The sequence below is a fragment of the Bacillus sp. FJAT-49736 genome (assembly GCF_018343615.1).
Lineage (GTDB): Bacteria > Bacillota > Bacilli > Bacillales > Bacillaceae_C > Margalitia.
On record NZ_JAGYPI010000002.1, the window covers coordinates 267,624 to 286,256 of the forward strand.

An 18,633-nucleotide genomic window follows, 5' to 3' on the forward strand; every position below is an offset into this window, starting at 1 on the left:
CTTAAATCATAAATTCCTTTAAATAACGACTTACCATAAAAACTTCATTCGCATTTTTATAAGTTGACTTAACCAACGATAGATCCCTTGAATGTTCTAAGATATATTTGTAAAATCTAAAGTCAGTTTCATAGGTCATTATTGCGTACTTCGCTATTTCAATTGCACTGTCAATATTTTTAGTCTCAATTAAACTATTAATAATATTTATAAAATCTTGTTCATCAAAATAATTCCAATCGCTCTTATCATATAATTGTAAAGCTTCTACCTTGAAGCCATTAGAATATAAAATTGCTGCAATCTTTGAGATTACTTTTCCTTTAAGATGATTTATATTATTTAGAACCGAAGAGCAATTGTCATGTTTTTTATACAAAATAAGATTTTGTACTAGTAACTGAATTAAGCTCTCGTCAATAGTTTCATCCCAAGTTTCTCCGTTCATAAGTTTAAGTAAGGCATTATATTCATTATTTTCTTCATATGGTTTTAATGCTATTGTTAGTTTTTCACATTCGTTTTTAAAATTGCTCAATAATAATAAATCAACAATATTGATCCAGTTAGAATTTATTAGACTTCGGAATAAATCTAGCTCAAAAACCTCACTGACATTATTTATATTACCTCTATTATTTATGACAATATCTTTTAAAATAGCTAATTTATTTAATAGTTTGTGTTCTACAGAATCGTTATCTATTAATCTAGATGCTAATGCGGGATTTCCTGCTTCAAAGCATGCTCTTACATAATCATTAATATTATTTGCACCAAGCAAATTATTTGAATACAGAAAATCAGTAATTTCTTCCACTGTATGAAATTTGTTCAAAATATAAATGACCTTTGAAATGCTCTCTTTATGATTATTATTTATATTTAATACACTAGTATAGTGGAAAATAGCACCACTAAAATTCTGTTGTTGAAGGAATATCTCTCCAAGACGAAGATGTGGTCTTTGATCTTTTAAATCTGGTCTAAAAATTATATGGTTATAATTCTCACCATTATTTGTAAGTTGAAGGAATACAGTTTTAGCATCTTCTAATTGACCTCTTAAGAAAAATATCTCTCCTTTTAAATAAGGAAATTCCGGTGAATTATCATAAATATTTTCTGCATCTTCAATTACATTCAATGCATCATTGTATCTTTTTAAATTTATCAAGCAAATTACAATTTGAATTAATGTTGTTGAAACCCAAGATAAATTAAAGTCTACTTTTTGTTTATATGCCTCTAAATAGGCTTCCAATGCCTTGGAATATTCACCAATTGAGCAGTATTCATTTCCATAATTAAAATAATCAAATGCATTGATAGGACCATTTTTCATTTCTTGATCAAGCAAATTTTTGTTGCGTGAATTCTTGTCCTTTTCACTTACTGTTTGATTTAAATATCCAGAATGAAAAATCACCAATCTTGAATGTTTAATATTAATCGGTTTATCATTATTATTTTTAAATTGTTCATGAATTTGTCGATAATAGCTAATTTCTCCATTATTTTTATAAATTCTATCATGATAATTTTGTAATAAATTTTCACCAAAATTTCCAGTAAAATTAATAATTTTTGCAGAAAAAGCATCAACATTTTCTCTATTTCCCTTTAAATCATCAATAAAACTTTTAAGGTTCTCTTCATCAACATACTCATCAGCATCTAAAACCAAAATCCACTCCCCACTTGCTTTTGAAGCTGCATAATTTCTTGCCGCAGAGAAATCATTTATCCATTCAAAATCATATATTTTAGTGGTATATTTAGAAGCTAACTCCTTTGTCCTATCGGTTGAACCTGTATCTACAATTATTATTTCATCTATTAAACTACCTACCGATGATAAACATCGCTCGATAACTTTTTCTTCATTTTTTACTATCATACATAAAGATAAAATTTGCTTCATAATCTGTACCCCCATAGTGTAATGATTCTAATAAAAACATCGTGCTTAAAAAATACAAGCACGATATTTCTATAGAATCACTAATTAAATTATAATTAACGAAGTAATTGAAGTACTCCTTGTGGTTGTTGATTAGCTTGAGCAAGCATTGCTTGTGCAGCTTGAGAAAGGATAGAGTTTTTAGTTTGTTCCATCATTTCTTTAGCCATATCTACATCGCGAACGCGAGACTCAGCAGCTGTTAAGTTTTCACTAGAAGTACTAAGGTTATTAATAGTGTGCTCTAAACGATTTTGGTATGCACCCAGTTTTGAACGTTGTTTAGATACATTTTCAATTGCTTTATCCAGCGCACTGATAGCAGAATTAGCTGCTTTGTTTGTTCCTACTGAGATTTTTGTAGCGTCAAGTCCTAAAGAACCAGCACCCATACCTGAAATTGCTACATTAATAACTTGGTCTTTATTTGCACCAATTTGGAAAGTTCCGGAGAATTTTCCTTTTAATAAGTTTTGAGTGTTAAATTCAGTTGTATTAGCAATTCTATCAATTTCAGACATTAATTGATTTAATTCATCTTGAATTGCATCACGGTCAGCTGTTACGTTAGTATCGTTTGCACCTTGAACTGCCAATTCACGCATACGTTGAAGGATTGAATGTGTTTCATTTAATGCACCTTCAGCAGTTTGAATTAAAGAGATACCATCTTGAGAGTTTTTAGCAGCCATGTCTAAACCACGGATTTGTCCACGCATTTTTTCAGAGATTGCAAGACCAGCTGCATCATCTCCAGCACGGTTAATACGAAGACCTGAAGATAATTTCTCCATAGATTTAGACTGTGCATTTGAAGCAACGTTTAATTTGTTAAGTGTGTTTAAAGCTGCAAGATTGTGATTAATTTGCATTTTATTTTCCTCCTTGAATTGTTGGTTCACATCCTTGTGAACCATTGTTTTAGTATATTCGATAAAAGAGATCCGGCCGGTCTCTCCTTTATCTCTTACATACTTTATATCGACAGGATTCGAGGAGGTTTAATAGTTTTTTGATATTTTTTTAATCTTTTTTTGATGGAGTTAAAATTCCGAATAAATTCTTAATTTCCTTTGTTGCTTCTGCATTTTCCTTTTGAATTTCAATATATATTTCTTTACGATGTATTTCGATATTTTTTGGAGCGTTTATAGCAATCTTAACTTGGTCTCCTTTTATAGCAGAAACAGTAATTTCAATTTCATCTCCAATTTGGATGGATTCACCTTTTTTTCGTGTAAGGACAAGCATTATTTCACCCCACTTGGACCGAAAAGTGATTGCTTAGTTGTATACTGTTTATCATTTAGAATCATTTGCTTTGCTTCTTTATTATTTACATTAAATATAACAGGCGCTTGTAGATTTGCCGTCGTTTTTTCAAATGGATCCTGCACTGTTAAGATAACTGATACCTGTACATCCTCTTCATTTTGTAGTTTCAATTGTTCGAGTGTTTGATCATCGATTGAAAACTCATAGTTTTGAAAAAAAGAGAATGGATCCGTAATTACAAAAGCAATTTCTGCTGTTTTAACAGATTGAAGAATGGTAAATACATCGTTATCGGGTAATGGTAAAAGAATAAATTCCTTTTCAGCCGGGAATCCTGGTATGCCATTATTAAACAGCCAAATTTCCTCATTCTTTATTTCTATTTCCCCGTGATATTTAGTTCTTATCTTCATCTTACACACTCCTAAATTTCTTGTTCATAATGAATACCCACATATTTCAAGTTCACAAAGTCAATTTTTAACTCTTGATACTGTTTCATAGAAACATTCACATTTCCAGGTTTGTAATCTATAATTGGTTTTCTTGGCTTAGAGTTATTAATAGGCTTTTTCAAATCCCATTGAATGTCAACTTTCGCTGGTTCAAAATGCTCTTTTACACTTCCTGCTGATGGGATGAAACCGATGTTAATATCATATGTAGGTCTTTCACTGTTTCGCTTAGAAATATTAACAATAGTATTGCCTTTATTCTCGATTTTCATCAGTTCATTGCCTTCTTGTGCTCTTCGCGCAATTCCATTCAACGAATCTTGATGGCCTTTTTGCGCAATATCTCTCCAGCGCTGTGAGATTGATTTTAAATCCATATCTGCTCGTGCTTGTGATTGATCAATTGTCAGTTGTCCAGGTGTCCGATCAATATGAAGCTCAGCCGGCGGCTGCTGAATATCTAAATCGGGACCAGGCTGTTCCATGGATTGTTGAGCAGGAGTAGTATTAATTTCAATTTGAGCAGCGGTTGATTGTAATCTTATTTGTGGAAGATTCATATATCATCACCTCTATTAAAAGAAGCTATCCATTTGGAATAGCTTCTATCTTAAAAAGTCTAATAATGTTGGCTGAATAATTCTTGCCCCAATTCCTAGGGCAGCACGTTGAACACTTTCTTGGTTAACAAGATCTGTAATGACTCTATCTAAATCCGCATCCTCATTATCGGACATCATTTTCGTTGCCGAAACTTCCTGTTGACCTACACGGTCTTCCATTAAATCAATTCGATTGCTGCGGGCACCTATTGTAGCACGTTCGTTTACAATGTTATTAATATGAGTATCTAGCTTTTCTAAGTATTGATCTATACCAGTAGGTTCGGTGGAATTTAATGTATCTTCTAAGGAAGTTAATTCATCAAAAAAGTCTTTTGAAAAAATATTATTAGGGTCGGAATTAACCTGAATATATACACCTTTTGACAACTCAATTTTTACAGGGTTAGAATTATCAGGGTACTTTGGTGGACTTTGTTTTAAGTCCACAGGTTTATTAGTAGTATCCGTACCATTAAAAATATACTTGTCTCCAACTTTTGTATTAGCGATTTCTACCAAGTGATCTTTTAACTGGCTAATTTCCTTTGCAATGTTACCACGTTGATCATCAGTCAAGGTTCCGTTTGAAGCTTCAACTGTCAATTCACGAATTCTTTGCATTGCTTGAGTTGCTTCATCAAGGGCTGAATCGGTGTTATCAATCCAGTTATGCGCTTCTGAGAAGTTTCTTTTATATTGTTCTACTTCCTGTAAATTTGTTCGATATCCAACACCCTTCATTGCAATAACTGGATCATCAGAAGGACGATTAATTTTCTTTTGACTTGCCACTTGATCTTGTAATTTTCCCATTTTATCATAGCTAGTATTTAAGTTTTTCAAAAAATTATTGGATAACATCGATTGTGTTACACGCATTGTCATTTCTCTTCACCAACCTATCTACCGCCTGTACCGAGGCCGTTGATTATTTTATCTAGCATTTCATCTAAAATCGTGATGTTTCTAGCTGATGCGTTATAAGCTTGTTGGAATTTAATCATATTAATCATTTCTTCGTCTAAAGACACAGAACTAACGGATTGACGATTTTGATCTACGGACTGTGTCAGAGTATTACTATTAGTCGTTAGGCGGTTCGCTTGTTGAGCATCTACCCCAAGCTTACCGATAATACTTTGATAATTTGTATTAATAGATCCGGATGTTAACGGTAGGCCTAAATTAGGTAGGTCAATCGTTACTGGATTGCTAGGATCAAATCCTTCTAATGTAAAGATTTTAGATAGCTCAACACCTTGTACATTTGAAAGATTGATTGCATTCGTACCGTTTCCTGCATTATCCTTCTCGGTTGATGCAGCAATATCCTTATTTGCCAAATTTCCCATTTCGATTAGTTTGGCAGCACCCTTGTACCCATTGTTAAGAGCGCTAAGATCAAAGAAATCGCCACCCTTTCCACCATTTACCGATGAATCCAATGTATATCCTTGTTTATGAACTTCATTAAATACCGTCGCAAAAGTGTAAGCTAATTTATCAAGCTGATCGAGCATATCCGGGTATATCCCTTTTATACTTCCATCTGTATCTTTATATCCGTAGCTTTCTGATAAGGCTTTTAATTTACCTTGAGGGAAATCACTTATCTTAAATTCTGTTCCACTTACAACAAATGCATCAATCGCATCGCTTGGTGGTTGATCGAGAACGCCGTCATTATTACTGGATGTCCCACCTTTTATACTAATACTATTGTAATTAGAACCTGATACTAGAGCTACCTCTTGGCCATTTGCGCCAACCATTTTAATATTATAAATACCATCTGCTAAAGGTGATGGAGTTCCACCGCTTTTAGTAGTTTCTACTTTAATATTTACATAGGATGATAGTTGATCTACTAATCGATCACGTTCATCATATAAATCATTAGGCAAATATCCATGTGGCTCTACTGAAGCGATTTGTTTATTTACTTCACTAATTTGCTTCAGAATAGAATTAATGTCTTTTACAGAGACGCCAATTTGATTCCCTATATTTTGTTGAATACTAGTAATGGAATCACTTAAATAATGAAATGTTTCTGTTACAGCTAGTCCGCGTTGAATAACAACGGAACGAGCTCCATCATTTTCCGGATTTACGCTCAAATCCTGCAAGGACTGCCAGAACTGCCCTAATGCAGCCGAAAGCCCAGTATCACTAGGTTCATTCATTATATCTTCCATTTTAGACAGAGAGTCAGCCCTAGTACTCCAGTAGCCTAGTTTATTATTTTCACCACGATATTGCTGATCCAGGAACGCTTCACGAACACGTTGTACAGATCCTGCTTGTACACCAGTACCCATTTGACCCGGGATTTGCGGGCGGTTCATGGATGCAGGTGGAAAAGGTTCTGTTGCCTCGAAGTTAATTCGTTGTCTTGTGTAGCCTGGTGTGTTGGCGTTTGAAATGTTTTGCCCTGTTACGAATAAGGCATTTTGTTGGGTTGTCATGCCGCGTTTGGCGGTTTCCAGGCCGAAAAATGTTGAAGTCATGTGTAATCCTCCATTAACATGTTTTGATCTATGGCTCTTTTCTTATATTTAAAGCAAATAACGAAAAGGAACAATTTACAAGAAAACAGCCTAATCTTCTTTATGCCTTCGAATCAAATGCTGTAAATGAAGGCTTTTTAGGACTTTTTTGTTGGTTAGGTCTTCCGTATGTGAAGCTTTCAGGCTTTGGCTGAAGCATATCAAGTGTCATGTTGACGTATTGTAGAGACAAATAAATGAGTGATTGATTCAATTCGTTTTGATCTTTAAGTTTTTCTACAATATCAGAAATCTTAGTTTGCAAGGATATTAGTTTTCCCTTCATTTCTGATGGGGCTGCCTCGATACATTCCGAAATGGTAACGTCCTTATCTGTTCCTAGTAATTGCTTTGCCAGTTTTTGGCGTTCCACTTCTAAAGTATTGATAGCTGCAACATGGGATTGCTCATCCTTTAACATTTGCTGGAGTTTCTCCATGTCATTTTCCTTGATGATAGTGGCCTTGTCTAGAGATAATTTATATAAGCTTTCGTGCAGCTTGTACAATTTTTCAAGGACTGTAATGATTGGTTCTGACATGAAGGTTCCTCCTTTCTATTTCCCAAGATAAAATTTCGCAATGCCGTTCGCAATAGCTTTCGAATCTACCTTATACTGCCCATTCTCCACTTGAATCTTCAATTGCTCGACCTTTGCTTGGCGTTCTTTTTCGATGCTGGAGACTTGCTGCATTTCCTTTGCAGTTGTCGAGATTTCTACTTTATCATTTGGTTTATTTATATTTTTCATTTGATTTATTTTGTTCATTTGTTGTTTATATGGATTGATGCCGGATGTTCCGTAATTATTGATTTTCATATTTACGCTCCTTTCGTTCGAACGTATTACCTCTTTATTTTATATCGGCAGATTTTCTGAATGTTTTATAGGTGATTTAAAGTCTATTTACGATAATAGGTTGGATGCTTAGAATCATTTGTTTTTAATTTTTCCGTTTCTTCAAAGTGGCTCAATTCTTTATTAATGTCCGATATGCAGGATTTACATATCGTACCTGTATTAATAAGTGTTCCACATTTGCTGCACGGATATCCTATGTTTGGAAAAAGTGTCGGTTGCAGCCTGCCTTTTCTCACCCATTTATGAATAAGCTCTTCCTCTACTTTAGTTGCTTCTACAATTGCTTCGATTTTCGCCGCTCTATTTTCGCGTTTTCTTAAAAACTTGGTTACCGCTTCATATTTTTTCTCTTCTTCTCTATAGCATTTGTCGCATACATCTCGAAGATTATTTTTCACAAATAGACTTCCGCAATTAGGACAATTTTCTAATCCAGCCATTGGTATTCCTCCATTACACAATCTCTATTTCATATATCGTCATGTTTTACAAAAAGTTTATCCCCTAGCGACGGTAAAAGATACGACAGATTTCGCGCCCGCTTGTCTTAATGTCTTGGCTGCGTGTCGAATGGTGGAGCCTGTTGTGTAAATATCGTCAAGAAGCAGTATGGATTTATTCTCCAAATTTTCCACTGCTTGAAACACATTCTCTATATGGATTCGTTCTTGTCGGGATTTTTTTGACTGTTTTTCGGTATGAATTCTGGATAGCGCATGGTATGGTTCAAGTCCTGCTTCCATAACGAGCGCTTCCGCTTGGCAGAACCCCCTTTCTAAGAGGCGTTCGTCACTAAGCGGTATTGGAACGATCAGGTCATGAGGGATAGATTGGATGGTTTTGCGGATATCCTTTGCGAAAACTTTTGCAAGGACATAATCTCCTCTAAATTTGAATTGGGATAAAAGCTCCTTGAAAAAATCATTATAGTTATAAATAGAAATATTTTTTTCTAAAATTCCCCTCCACTTTAGATCCTCTTCCCAGCGAATACAGTCTAAACAAGTGGTATTTTGCACATATTCGGGATCAAGCTTATCGAGTGAACGGCTACATTTTATGCATATTTCACCTTTAATGACAGACAGCTTTTTCCGGCAATCTCTGCATAGGTATTTCTCTTCGTGTGTAAAAGTGAAAATACTCCATGAAATAGTTGGCACCAGATAGGTGGAACAAAGCAAGCAATAATTAGCCACCAATTAGCCCCCTCTTCTTTGCTTCGCGATTCATTCGAATGATGTGATGGAATGCTTTTTGCATTTCCTTTGACTGTCCATAGTGGAAAAATGTAATCACACCAGTGGGATAATCCGCACTCCTGCCGACTCGACCGGAAATTTGCACAAGGGCCGCTTCGGTAAAAATGCGGTCCTCTGCTCCGACTACCGCGACATCGATATTAGGAAAAGTAACTCCCCGCTCTAAAATAGTGGTGGTCAATAATATCGGTGTTTCCTGCGCCCGCATTCTTTCCACTTTTTCCTTGCGATTCGGGTCCTCTGCATGAACAGATTCTATTTTTGGATGAAGCTTTTGAAAAAGAGGTGCTGCTTTTTCCATCAGTTTTATATTCGGTAAAAAGACGAGGGCTTGTTTGTTCGCATGAAGCCGGTCAGAAACCCATCTTTCCACTATCCTTGGAAGCTTGCCTTTTTCAATGGGTTTCCGCCAGTTGCCACACCATTTAAACTCTGGAACAGGTAGCGCATGTCTGTGGAAGCGCGCTGGGATGGTGACATGTGCTCGTTTTCCAGTGATGCATTCTTGTTGCCATGCTGTGCTTGGAGTGGCGGTCAGATGAATTTGTGCGGAGAGTGTTCGTGCTGCTTTTTCCACAGCCCATTGCAGTGTCTTATCAAATGTATAGGGGAAGGCGTCGACTTCATCGACAATCATGACATCAAAGGCATTTTCAAAGCGGAATAGCTGATGGGTAGTGGAGATTACCAGTTCTGCATATTGGTGACGGTCTTCGCTTCCACCATACAGAGCTGCAACAGTGGTATCAGGAAATACTTTACGAAAGCGAGGAGCTAATTCGAGGACCACATCCGTTCTCGGAGTAGCGATACAGACACTCGACCCAGCTTTTAATGCTTCATTTATTCCGGCAAACAAGACCTCTGTTTTTCCGGCTCCGCACACTGCCCATACTAAGATGTCTGATTTGTTTTGAATTGCTTTTACAACAGCCTTGGATGCATGCTGCTGGCCATCGGAAAGGTGACCATCCCATTGAAGAGGTCGTTCCGGCTGGGATATTTCAGGATCTGGTCCTTCCCATCCGAGCAATGGGGTACAGGTAGACACGCGGCCCATCATGATGCAGTTTCGGCAATAGGTGCACTCTTGCATGCACCGAGAACACGGATAAGTGGCGAATAAATGTTGGTTCGTGTTACCGCATCTGGCACACTTCCATTGATTTTTTTCTTTTATAATGCCATCTTGGTAAGAAATTTGGATGTTATCTGTTGAAAGTAGTTCTGGGGGGATTTCTGTTTGAAGCAATTTGCGGCCGGCTAGATAGGACTGTATCGCTGAGGACAAATTACGTTCACTCCTTTATAAAAAATTACGCTACTCCCTCGGGAATAGCGCTCCGTTCTTTATTTCAGCATCCACGTCAATCCCATTCCGCCTTCTCCGATGTGAGTAGCAATAACGGGACCAAAATAGCTGATGGAAAAATCGACATTTGGATATAATTGTTCAAGCTCTGATTTCCATTCCTTCGCCTCTTCTTCACGATTTGCATGGATGATGGAAGCTTTTAATGGAGTTCCTTTCGCAGCATCTTCTCCGATTAATTCGCCAATACGATTCATCGCCTTTTTTCTTGTTCGTATTTTTTCAAATGGGGCAATTTTCTTGTCCACAAAGTGGAGCAGTGGCTTAATTTTCAAAAGGCTTCCGATCAAGGCTTGAGCACTAGACAAACGACCTCCGCGTTGGAGATGAGAAAGGTCATCGGCCATGAAATAAGCTCGTGTAGATGCCTTAAGCTCGTCCAATCTTTGTAGAATTTCCTCTGTCGTCTTTCCTTCTAGAGCCATTTTCGCTGCGTCAATCGCATAAAATCCTTGAGCCATACAGCTTATTTCAGAATCATATGGATATACCTTGACGCCCTCCACCATTGTGCCGGCTGTAACAGCTCCTTGGAACGTTCCGCTGATGCCGCTTGATAAGTGAATGCTAATAATCTCATCATAGTCCTTTGCAAGGCTTTCAAACAATTCAACAAATCGACCAGTTGACGGCTGGGACGAGGTTGGAAGAGTTTCTAAGTTCTTTATTTCTTCAAAAAATTGGTCTGCGAATAAGTCTACCTCTTCTTCATAAGTTTCCCCCTTCATTACAACACTCAGCGGAATCATATGTATATGTAGCTTTTCGCGAATTTCCTTTGGAATATATGCAGTACTGTCTGTGACAATGGCAGTTTTCATCATTCACTCATCCTTAATACTTATTTGCTTCCATTTTATAAGAGATTATCCATAAAATCTATAACTAAATATGAATGAAGAATAATGGATATTGGTGGAATGTATATGGAGATATTATTTCAATGTTAGTTCTGATGGAGACCCATAATCCTCATTTCTTTCATATAATTATACCTTTTGTTATTTTTAGCTCCTTTATCTTAGTAGTTACGCTATAATGTTTCTCGAATCTTTGAAAGCAGGATTCCATTTCTTGCTCCAGTTCTGGTGAACTACATCAGATTTCGGTTCAATTGCATCAATTTTTTGACCTATTGTATCAATTGCTTGGTCAACTGCATCAATTCCCTGATCAACTGCATCAACCCTTGATACTTGCTACAAACATTGATTTATCATTTTTTATTCATAATGTTCACCTCTTTCGCCACCAATTTTATAATTTTTTCCAGATTGAGTCTAGTTAATATAATTGGCTTTTCTTAGGATGAAATTAGTAAAAATAGTGAATCCACTAATAGAAAATAAAAAAACAGACGGGAATCCCGCCTGCTTTTCTTATTTTCCCACCACTGCATGACCACCGAATTCATTGCGCAGTGCCGCAACGACTTTACCAGTAAAAGTGTCATCCTCCAGCGAGCGATAGCGCATCATTAAGGACAGTGCGATAATCGGTGCAGCGGTTTGGAAATCGAGCGCTGCTTCAACGGTCCATTTTCCTTCTCCAGATGAATGCATAACACCTTTGATTTTATCTAGCTTCGCATCCTTCGAGAAGGCATTTTCCATCAGTTCCATTAACCAGGAACGAATAACAGAGCCGTTGTTCCAAACGGTAGAAACCTTTTCGTAATCATAATCGAATGGACTTTTTTCTAGGATTTCAAAGCCCTCTGCGATTGCTGCCATCATACCGTATTCAATTCCGTTATGTACCATTTTCAAGAAGTGGCCGCTGCCAGCTTTACCTGTGTATAGATATCCTTTTTCAACAGAAATATCTTTAAATACTTTTTCTACTTGTTCGAATGCTTCGGAATCTCCGCCGATCATCGTACATGCTCCGTGGCGTGCACCTTCCACACCGCCGCTTGTACCGCAATCAAGGAAATAGACGCCTTTTTCTTTACAGGAATCATAACGACGCAGTGAATCCTTGTAATGAGCGTTTCCTCCATCAATTACGATATCATTCTCGTCCAACAATGGTAAAAGTTCTTGGAAGACTTGCTCCGTAATATCGCCAGCCGGAACCATCATCCAAATTTTCCGAGGACGGTCGAGCTTTGCCACAAGGTCCTTCAAAGTTTCCGCCCCTTGAGCACCTTCATTAGTTATATTTTGAACGGCTTCCTTATTAACATCGAACGCACCTACTTGGTACCCTTTTTCCATTAGGTTTAAGGAAAGCTGATAACCCATTTTTCCTAGTCCAACCATACCGATTTGCATAGTATTTGCCACCTTTCGAACTTTTTTTCACAATATCTTCATTATAGAAGAAAAAAATTTTCACGCAACATTTTTTATCTGACCTGTATAGGTTACCCTATTTTAAAAACTTATTTCGTTTCCATCGCCATGATTGATGTCAGTTTCCAATTCCCATCTTCTTTTTGATAAGTATTGATTTGTCTAGTTGTTCTAACGGCATGTTCACCTTTTTCCGTTACGATTGTTTTTAATTCTAGATAAACATTGGCGTTACCTGTCTTATAGCCAATCACCGCTATTTTCAACGGTTTCATTATTATATTCATGGTCTCAAAAACCTTTTTTGTATATGCTTTTTCTTCCTCATATTTAAATGAGCTTGGATTTTTCGAAATGGTAGCCATATACGCATCTAAATTTTTTTCATTAAATGCCTTTATATATTGGTTCGTAACAGCGAGCAATGCTTTTTTCTCGTCAGCAGGGATGTTTTTTACTTCCTTTAGAGAAGGCTTATCGGTTTTGACTGTGTTATTAGATGTCGCTGTTTCTGTTTGCTTCTCCGTAGTTTTTGGTGTTGATTTGTCAGCCTTATCATTATTGCCGCATGCAGCAAGTAAAAAAACGCTTGTGAATAATATTCCCAATGTTGTTTTCCACTTCATTTATGTATACCTCCTAATGGTTCCATACCTCCATTTTATTGATTTTAGGCAGTTCATACAAATAGTAAACCTCGATTAATGTTAACAGATTGTGAATTTTCCCTTTCGCCAATGGGTATCTAATGAATTAAGCCAGCTGGAACGCTGGAATAGGAAAAAAGCACCTGCCTCTAGGGCAAATGCTCCTTACCTTCCACGTCGTGCGAAATCAACAAATTTAAATTTGTCGAGGCGATGACGGGATTCCGTGTATTGAAATAGACTTGCGTCTTCTAGATATACGTAATTTTTCACTACTACGACATGTTCATAATGTTTTAAATCCAGGTACTTTCGATCTTCCTCTGTTGGTTCATCGACGGAGATTTCTTTTTTCGCAAAGCTGATAGTGAGGCCGAGCTCGCCTTCTATATATTTGTAAAGCGAATCCTCGCAAATTTCCTTCGTCAAGGATGGGACTGTCTTTTTCAAAATAAAATCCTTGTCGAGAATGATGCGTTCGTTATCTAATTCCCGAGCACGAATTAGCTTCCATACCCGCTCCTTGCTGGATATTTGCAGCTGATTCTGTATATACTCATCAGGCTTAATATCCTCAAGCTCATATACAATCGTCCTCCACGGCTTTCCGGTTTTTTCAGCGATTTCCTTAAAGCTGACGAGGCCGGAGACCGGAAAATCAAAGCGGCCGACATCTAAAACAAATGAGCCCTTTCCTTTTATTTTTTGAATATACCCATTTTGGGAAAGTAAGTTCAGGGCCTTGCGGATTGTTTCGCGAGACGTGTCGTATTTTTCGACTAGTTCATTCTCTGATAGTAGCTTCTCATTAGGCTTTAGCTTCCCAGACTGAATTTGTCCTGCGATTTCTTCATAAATTGTTAAAAATTTGTTTCCCCTCATGCCTTGGAATCCTTTCAAAATATCGATACTTCTATTGTAGCGATATTTTACAGTATCCACAATTACTCTATTTTTTCAAATGATAAACAACGGATTCATAAGGTCGCAAGGTAAAGCTTTGAGCATTTTCACTTGAATCCGAGTAGTTCGAAGTAAGAATTTCAATTGCATAATTAGCTAGATTAATCGGGCATTCAAATTCTACTTCCGTGCCATAAAAATTATTTACGACCAAAAGCTTTTCATTATCATTATTTCGAATATAGGCGAAGATTTCCGGATGGTCTTTTAAAATAAGTTCGTAATCACCATCTGTAATAATATCGTATTGCTTACGGAGCTGAATCAGCTTTTGGTAATGATAGAAAACAGAATTAGCATCTAGCAACGATTTTTCAACATTAATTTCCTTATAGTTAGGAGCTACTTTTATCCACGGAGTGCCCTTTGTAAAACCCGCATTCTCACTTTCATCCCATTGGACAGGTGTCCGTGAATTATCACGTGACTTTTGCTTTAAAATCTCGATTACTTCCTCTTTGCTTTTACCTTGCTCCAGCATCAACTGATACATATTTAGAGATTCAACATCGCGATAATCCTCGATAGTGTCGAAAAATGGATTGGTCATCCCGATTTCTTCACCTTGATAGATATACGGTGTTCCTTGCATCATATGGATGGTAGTAGCAAGCATTTTCGCAGATTCAATTAAGTATTCACGGTCATTTCCATATCGGCTGACAACACGTGGCTGATCATGATTACACCAAAATAATGCATTCCAACCGCAACCCTGATTCATTCTAACCTGCCATTCCGATAAAATCCTTTTTAAAGCAAGAAAATCAAAATCCGCTTTCGACCATTTTTCACCATTGGCATAATCTACTTTTAAGTGATGAAAGTTGAAGGTCATACTTAGTTCCTTCTCAGCAGGATTTGTGTACTTAATACAATGATCAATCGTGGTGGAGGACATTTCCCCCACAGTCATCGCATTATATTGGGAAAAAACCTCGTTATTCATTTCCTTCAAGAATTCATGAACCCTTGGACCATCAGTGTAATATTTGCGGCCATCTCCTGTAGAATCGTTTAGGTAACACTGGTCCTTCGATATCAAGTTGATAACGTCCAAACGGAATCCATCCACCCCCTTATCAAACCAGAAATGCATCATTTCATATAGTTTTTTGCGAAGCTCTTCATTCTCCCAATTCAAATCTGCCTGAGTGACATCAAATAGATGCAAATAATATTGTCCAGTTTTTTCGTCGAGCTTCCAGGCACTACCGCCAAATTTCGATTGCCAGTTAGTTGGCTCGCTGCCGTCAGGCTTAGAATCCTTCCATATATAAAAATCACGATATGGATTGTTTTTAGAGGAGCTAGCATGCTTGAACCATTCATGCTCAGTGGACGTATGATTGACGACAATATCCATTATGATTTTGAAATCGCGCAGATGTGCCTCTTTGAGGAGTGCTTCAAAATCCTCCATTGTGCCAAACTCTTCGTAGATTTTGTAATAATCGCTAATATCATAACCGTTATCACGCTGTGGAGATTGGTAAATCGGGGTTAACCAAATCACATCAATACCTAGTTTTTTTAGATAATCTAGCTTTTGGATTACCCCTTGTAGATCCCCAACACCGTTTCCGGTAGTATCATAAAAGCTTTTCGGGTAAATCTGATATACTGTTGCCTTTTTCCACCAAGGATGTGTCATCTTATATCACCGCTTTTTATTTTTTGATTGATTCTTAATGTTTGTATATGAGGTAGGTAGTTTGGTTATTTTGAGATTTGCCGGTTATTTTTGTTTCTAGAACTGTTTTTTTTGAGAGTTTGATATCTTGTTATTTAAATTCAGCACTGCTTCCACCTTTTTCGGCGTTTATACTGTGGTTTTCGGCATTCTCGTTATAATTCGGCAGTTTCCCACTTTATTTCGGCACTACTTCCGCTTTTTTCGGCGTTTATACTGAAGTTTTCGGCGTTCTCGTTATAATTCGGCAGTTTCCCACTTTATTTCGGCACTACTTCCGCTTTTTTCGGCGTTTCAGCCTATTTTTTCGCCGTTTATACTGAAGTTTTCGGCATTCTCGTTATAATTCGGCTGCTTCCCACTTTATTTCGGCAATACTTCCGCTTTTTTCGGCGTTTCACCCTATTTTTCCGGCGTTTATACTGAAGTTTTCGGCATTCCCGCTAAAATTCGGCTGTTTCCCTCTTTATTTCGGCACTGCTTCCAATTTTTTCGGCGTTTCACCCTATTTTTTCGGCGTTTATACCGAAGTTTTCGGCTTTCCCGTTATATTTCGGCTGCTTTCCACTTTATTTCGGCGTTTTACCTTATTTTTACGGCGTTTTTACTGAAGTTTTCGGCATTCCCTTTATAATTCGGCTGTTTCCCTCTTTATTTCGGACTGCTCCACTTATTTCGGCGTTTCAGCCTATTTTTTCGGCGTTTTTACTGAGGTTTTCGGCATTCCCGTTATTATTCGGCTGTTTCCCACTTTATTTCGGCACTGCTTCCACTTATTTCGGCGTTTCACCCTATTTTTCCGCCGTTTATACCGAGGTTTTCGGCATTCCAGCTAAAATACGGCTACTTCCCTCTTTATTTCGGCAATGCTTCTACTTTTTTCGGCGTTTGAATTAAGTTTTTCGGCGCTACTTTTAAAGTTCCGCAATCCATCCTAATTTTTCCGCAAGTCCCTCTTAGTTAAACAACAACCTAGTTTTCCCATCCACCACAAAAGCAAGACACGATACCACCTTCTTGCCGGTGGTATCGTCTCTCATTGCATTATTTGTTCTTGCGTAATTTACCGATGACCAGCGTTAATACGAAAGGTATTATGATTGCAATGGCCATTCCGATAAAGAATGATCCCCAGTTTTGCGCTCTAATGGATAAAAATGCTGGGAGACCGCCGACACCAACAGACGGTGCTAGCACATGATTAAGTGTAATGAACATTCCTGCAATAGCAGATCCAATGATTGCCGCAATAAACGCGAAACGGAAACGCAAGTTCACCCCGAACATGGCAGGCTCGGTAATTCCCAAGTAGGCAGAGACAGCAGATGTAAATGATAGTCCCTTCAATTTTTCATCACGAGTTGCAAACATCATTCCTAAAGCTGCGGAGCCTTGAGCAATATTGGATAACGCTAGCATTGGCCATAGGAAAGTGGTTCCGGTGCTACCGATTAATTGCAAATCGACTGCGAGGAATGTGTGATGCATTCCTGTGATAACAAGCGGTGCGTACAGCAATCCGTAGATTAAGCCGCCAAGTGCAGGTGCAGTATGGAAAATGCCAACCACTCCGTCTGTAATCCAATTCGCAATGACAAATGTAACTGGTCCAATTACGATAAAGGATAAAAATCCGGTAATTAATAAAGCGATTGGTGCAACAAGTAATAACTGAAATGCATCTGCAATACGTTTTTTCAAAAATATCTCGAGCTTCGCTAATACCCATGATGCTACAAGCACTGGTAACACTTGACCCTGATAACCGATTTTCTGAATATCAAGACCAAATAAGTGCCATACCGGGACTTCCTTTGTAGAACCGTAAGCCCATGCATTGAGTAAATCCGGATGGACCAGCATCAATCCGAGGACTATACCAAGCAGTGGATTTCCACCGAATTTTTTCACTGCCGACCATCCGATTAATGCCGGTAAAAAAGTAAAGGACGTATTAGCAATTAAGTTTATGATGCTGGCAAAGTCCTTCCATTGCGGATAAACATCGACTAATGACTTTTTATCAAAGAAAATACCTTGTCCCGTTAATATATTATTAATCCCCATTAACAAACCGGCTGTTACAATAGCTGGCAATATCGGGATAAAAATATCCGCCAAGGTTTTAATTGCCCGCTGCAGTGGATTGAGATTTTTAGCTGCAGCATCTTTAATTTCTTGTTTAGTTGCCTCTCCGATTCCTGTAAGGTTCACCATTTCGTTGTAAACCTTATCTACAGTACCTTGACCTATAACAACTTGAAACTGACCATTTGCTGAAAAGGATCCCTTAACATGATCAATGTTTTCCAGTTCTTCTTTATTCACTTTGGCTTCATCTACAAGGGCAAATCGCAAGCGCGTTACACAATGTGTAGCAGCTGCAATATTTTCTTTGCCACCAACCGCGTGAACTATTTTTTCTGCGGATTCTTTAATAGTTGACATATTCTCCCCATCTTTCTGTTACCGTTTTCATTTATTTAGAAAAAAATTTACTTCTAAAGGTATCCTGGATACGCTTTCATTTTTTACCCTAAATAAGGTATTTATAGAGTTTTAGAATACAAAAAAATTATATCACTATAACAATTACCTTTTTAAACTTGTATATACAAGATAAATCGTATGTCATCATCTTAACTTGTATATACAAGTATGTCAACTGATTTTTTCACTAAAAAACCCCT

The 18,633-nt window shown here is 37.4% G+C and carries 18 protein-coding genes; all 18 read right to left on the minus strand.

Features of this window, described 5'->3' with window-relative positions:
• Position 1: 1 nt before the first annotated feature.
• On the minus strand, positions 2–1,924 hold the full coding sequence (locus KHA87_RS12860) for a tetratricopeptide repeat-containing glycosyltransferase family 2 protein (protein ID WP_213094566.1): 1,923 nt from the start codon (positions 1,922–1,924) through the stop codon (positions 2–4).
• Between the two features lie 95 nt (positions 1,925–2,019).
• The gene (locus KHA87_RS12865; RefSeq protein ID WP_213094567.1) at positions 2,020–2,835 is read right to left on the minus strand and encodes a flagellin N-terminal helical domain-containing protein; all 816 of its coding nucleotides are present in this window, start codon (positions 2,833–2,835) and stop codon (positions 2,020–2,022) included.
• Positions 2,836–2,986: 151 nt separating this feature from the next.
• Positions 2,987–3,214 carry a carbon storage regulator CsrA gene (gene csrA / locus KHA87_RS12870; RefSeq protein WP_213094568.1) on the minus strand — a complete coding sequence of 76 codons (228 nt, stop codon included), beginning with the start codon at positions 3,212–3,214 and terminating at the stop codon, positions 2,987–2,989.
• A complete protein-coding gene (gene fliW, locus KHA87_RS12875) occupies positions 3,214–3,651 on the minus strand; it encodes a flagellar assembly protein FliW (RefSeq protein ID WP_213094569.1) in 438 nt (145 codons plus the stop codon). Before fliW ends, csrA begins: the two co-directional genes overlap by 1 nt.
• Positions 3,652–3,662: 11 nt before the next feature.
• On the minus strand, positions 3,663–4,253 hold the full coding sequence (locus tag KHA87_RS12880) for a DUF6470 family protein (protein WP_213094570.1): 591 nt from the start codon (positions 4,251–4,253) through the stop codon (positions 3,663–3,665).
• Between the two features lie 45 nt (positions 4,254–4,298).
• Positions 4,299–5,177, minus strand: a complete 879-nt coding sequence (gene flgL, locus KHA87_RS12885; RefSeq protein ID WP_213095160.1) for a flagellar hook-associated protein FlgL — start codon at positions 5,175–5,177, stop codon at positions 4,299–4,301.
• A 20-nt stretch (positions 5,178–5,197) separates the two neighbouring features.
• On the minus strand, positions 5,198–6,808 hold the full coding sequence (gene flgK / locus KHA87_RS12890) for a flagellar hook-associated protein FlgK (protein ID WP_213094571.1): 1,611 nt from the start codon (positions 6,806–6,808) through the stop codon (positions 5,198–5,200).
• 100 nt (positions 6,809–6,908) lie between these two features.
• Positions 6,909–7,388 (minus strand): flagellar protein FlgN, encoded by a 480-nt coding sequence (locus tag KHA87_RS12895; RefSeq protein ID WP_213094572.1) that lies wholly within the window; start codon positions 7,386–7,388, stop codon positions 6,909–6,911.
• Between the two features lie 15 nt (positions 7,389–7,403).
• Positions 7,404–7,667, minus strand: coding sequence for a flagellar biosynthesis anti-sigma factor FlgM (gene flgM / locus KHA87_RS12900; protein WP_213094573.1), 264 nt, complete (start codon positions 7,665–7,667; stop codon positions 7,404–7,406).
• Positions 7,668–7,750: 83 nt separating this feature from the next.
• Positions 7,751–8,149 (minus strand): TIGR03826 family flagellar region protein, encoded by a 399-nt coding sequence (locus tag KHA87_RS12905; RefSeq protein WP_213094574.1) that lies wholly within the window; start codon positions 8,147–8,149, stop codon positions 7,751–7,753.
• Between the two features lie 57 nt (positions 8,150–8,206).
• A complete protein-coding gene (locus tag KHA87_RS12910; RefSeq protein WP_213094575.1) occupies positions 8,207–8,908 on the minus strand; it encodes a ComF family protein in 702 nt (233 codons plus the stop codon).
• A complete protein-coding gene (locus tag KHA87_RS12915; RefSeq protein ID WP_249310383.1) occupies positions 8,901–10,262 on the minus strand; it encodes an ATP-dependent helicase ComFA in 1,362 nt (453 codons plus the stop codon). The genes KHA87_RS12910 and KHA87_RS12915 overlap by 8 nt, the downstream gene beginning before the upstream one ends.
• Before the next feature lie 59 nt (positions 10,263–10,321).
• On the minus strand, positions 10,322–11,164 hold the full coding sequence (locus tag KHA87_RS12920) for a DegV family protein (protein WP_213095162.1): 843 nt from the start codon (positions 11,162–11,164) through the stop codon (positions 10,322–10,324).
• A 558-nt stretch (positions 11,165–11,722) separates the two neighbouring features.
• On the minus strand, positions 11,723–12,619 hold the full coding sequence (gene gnd, locus KHA87_RS12925) for a phosphogluconate dehydrogenase (NAD(+)-dependent, decarboxylating) (protein ID WP_213094576.1): 897 nt from the start codon (positions 12,617–12,619) through the stop codon (positions 11,723–11,725).
• A 110-nt stretch (positions 12,620–12,729) separates the two neighbouring features.
• The gene (locus KHA87_RS12930) at positions 12,730–13,266 is read right to left on the minus strand and encodes a nuclear transport factor 2 family protein (RefSeq protein WP_213094577.1); all 537 of its coding nucleotides are present in this window, start codon (positions 13,264–13,266) and stop codon (positions 12,730–12,732) included.
• Between the two features lie 186 nt (positions 13,267–13,452).
• Positions 13,453–14,169, minus strand: a complete 717-nt coding sequence (treR, locus tag KHA87_RS12935) for a trehalose operon repressor (RefSeq protein WP_213094578.1) — start codon at positions 14,167–14,169, stop codon at positions 13,453–13,455.
• A gap of 67 nt (positions 14,170–14,236) precedes the next feature.
• Positions 14,237–15,904, minus strand: coding sequence for an alpha,alpha-phosphotrehalase (gene treC / locus KHA87_RS12940; protein ID WP_213094579.1), 1,668 nt, complete (start codon positions 15,902–15,904; stop codon positions 14,237–14,239).
• 1,083 nt (positions 15,905–16,987) lie between these two features.
• Positions 16,988–18,391, minus strand: a complete 1,404-nt coding sequence (treP, locus tag KHA87_RS12945) for a PTS system trehalose-specific EIIBC component (RefSeq protein ID WP_213094580.1) — start codon at positions 18,389–18,391, stop codon at positions 16,988–16,990.
• Positions 18,392–18,633: the final 242 nt, after the last annotated feature.

Excerpts from the sequence above, each read along its gene's own strand:
- treR (WP_213094578.1), bottom strand. The coding sequence starts at position 14,169 with ATGAGGGGAAACAAATTTTTAACAATTTATGAAGAAATCGCAGGACAA.
- gnd (WP_213094576.1), bottom strand. The coding sequence starts at position 12,619 with ATGCAAATCGGTATGGTTGGACTAGGAAAAATGGGTTATCAGCTTTCC.
- flgK (WP_213094571.1), bottom strand. The coding sequence starts at position 6,808 with ATGACTTCAACATTTTTCGGCCTGGAAACCGCCAAACGCGGCATGACA.
- fliW (WP_213094569.1), bottom strand. The coding sequence starts at position 3,651 with ATGAAGATAAGAACTAAATATCACGGGGAAATAGAAATAAAGAATGAG.
- csrA (WP_213094568.1), bottom strand. The coding sequence starts at position 3,214 with ATGCTTGTCCTTACACGAAAAAAAGGTGAATCCATCCAAATTGGAGAT.
- KHA87_RS12865 (WP_213094567.1), bottom strand. The coding sequence starts at position 2,835 with ATGCAAATTAATCACAATCTTGCAGCTTTAAACACACTTAACAAATTA.
- KHA87_RS12895 (WP_213094572.1), bottom strand. The coding sequence starts at position 7,388 with ATGTCAGAACCAATCATTACAGTCCTTGAAAAATTGTACAAGCTGCAC.
- KHA87_RS12905 (WP_213094574.1), bottom strand. The coding sequence starts at position 8,149 with ATGGCTGGATTAGAAAATTGTCCTAATTGCGGAAGTCTATTTGTGAAA.
- KHA87_RS12880 (WP_213094570.1), bottom strand. The coding sequence starts at position 4,253 with ATGAATCTTCCACAAATAAGATTACAATCAACCGCTGCTCAAATTGAA.
- treC (WP_213094579.1), bottom strand. The coding sequence starts at position 15,904 with ATGACACATCCTTGGTGGAAAAAGGCAACAGTATATCAGATTTACCCG.
- flgL (WP_213095160.1), bottom strand. The coding sequence starts at position 5,177 with ATGCGTGTAACACAATCGATGTTATCCAATAATTTTTTGAAAAACTTA.
- KHA87_RS12920 (WP_213095162.1), bottom strand. The coding sequence starts at position 11,164 with ATGAAAACTGCCATTGTCACAGACAGTACTGCATATATTCCAAAGGAA.
- flgM (WP_213094573.1), bottom strand. The coding sequence starts at position 7,667 with ATGAAAATCAATAATTACGGAACATCCGGCATCAATCCATATAAACAA.
- KHA87_RS12930 (WP_213094577.1), bottom strand. The coding sequence starts at position 13,266 with ATGAAGTGGAAAACAACATTGGGAATATTATTCACAAGCGTTTTTTTA.
- treP (WP_213094580.1), bottom strand. The coding sequence starts at position 18,391 with ATGTCAACTATTAAAGAATCCGCAGAAAAAATAGTTCACGCGGTTGGT.
- KHA87_RS12860 (WP_213094566.1), bottom strand. The coding sequence starts at position 1,924 with ATGAAGCAAATTTTATCTTTATGTATGATAGTAAAAAATGAAGAAAAA.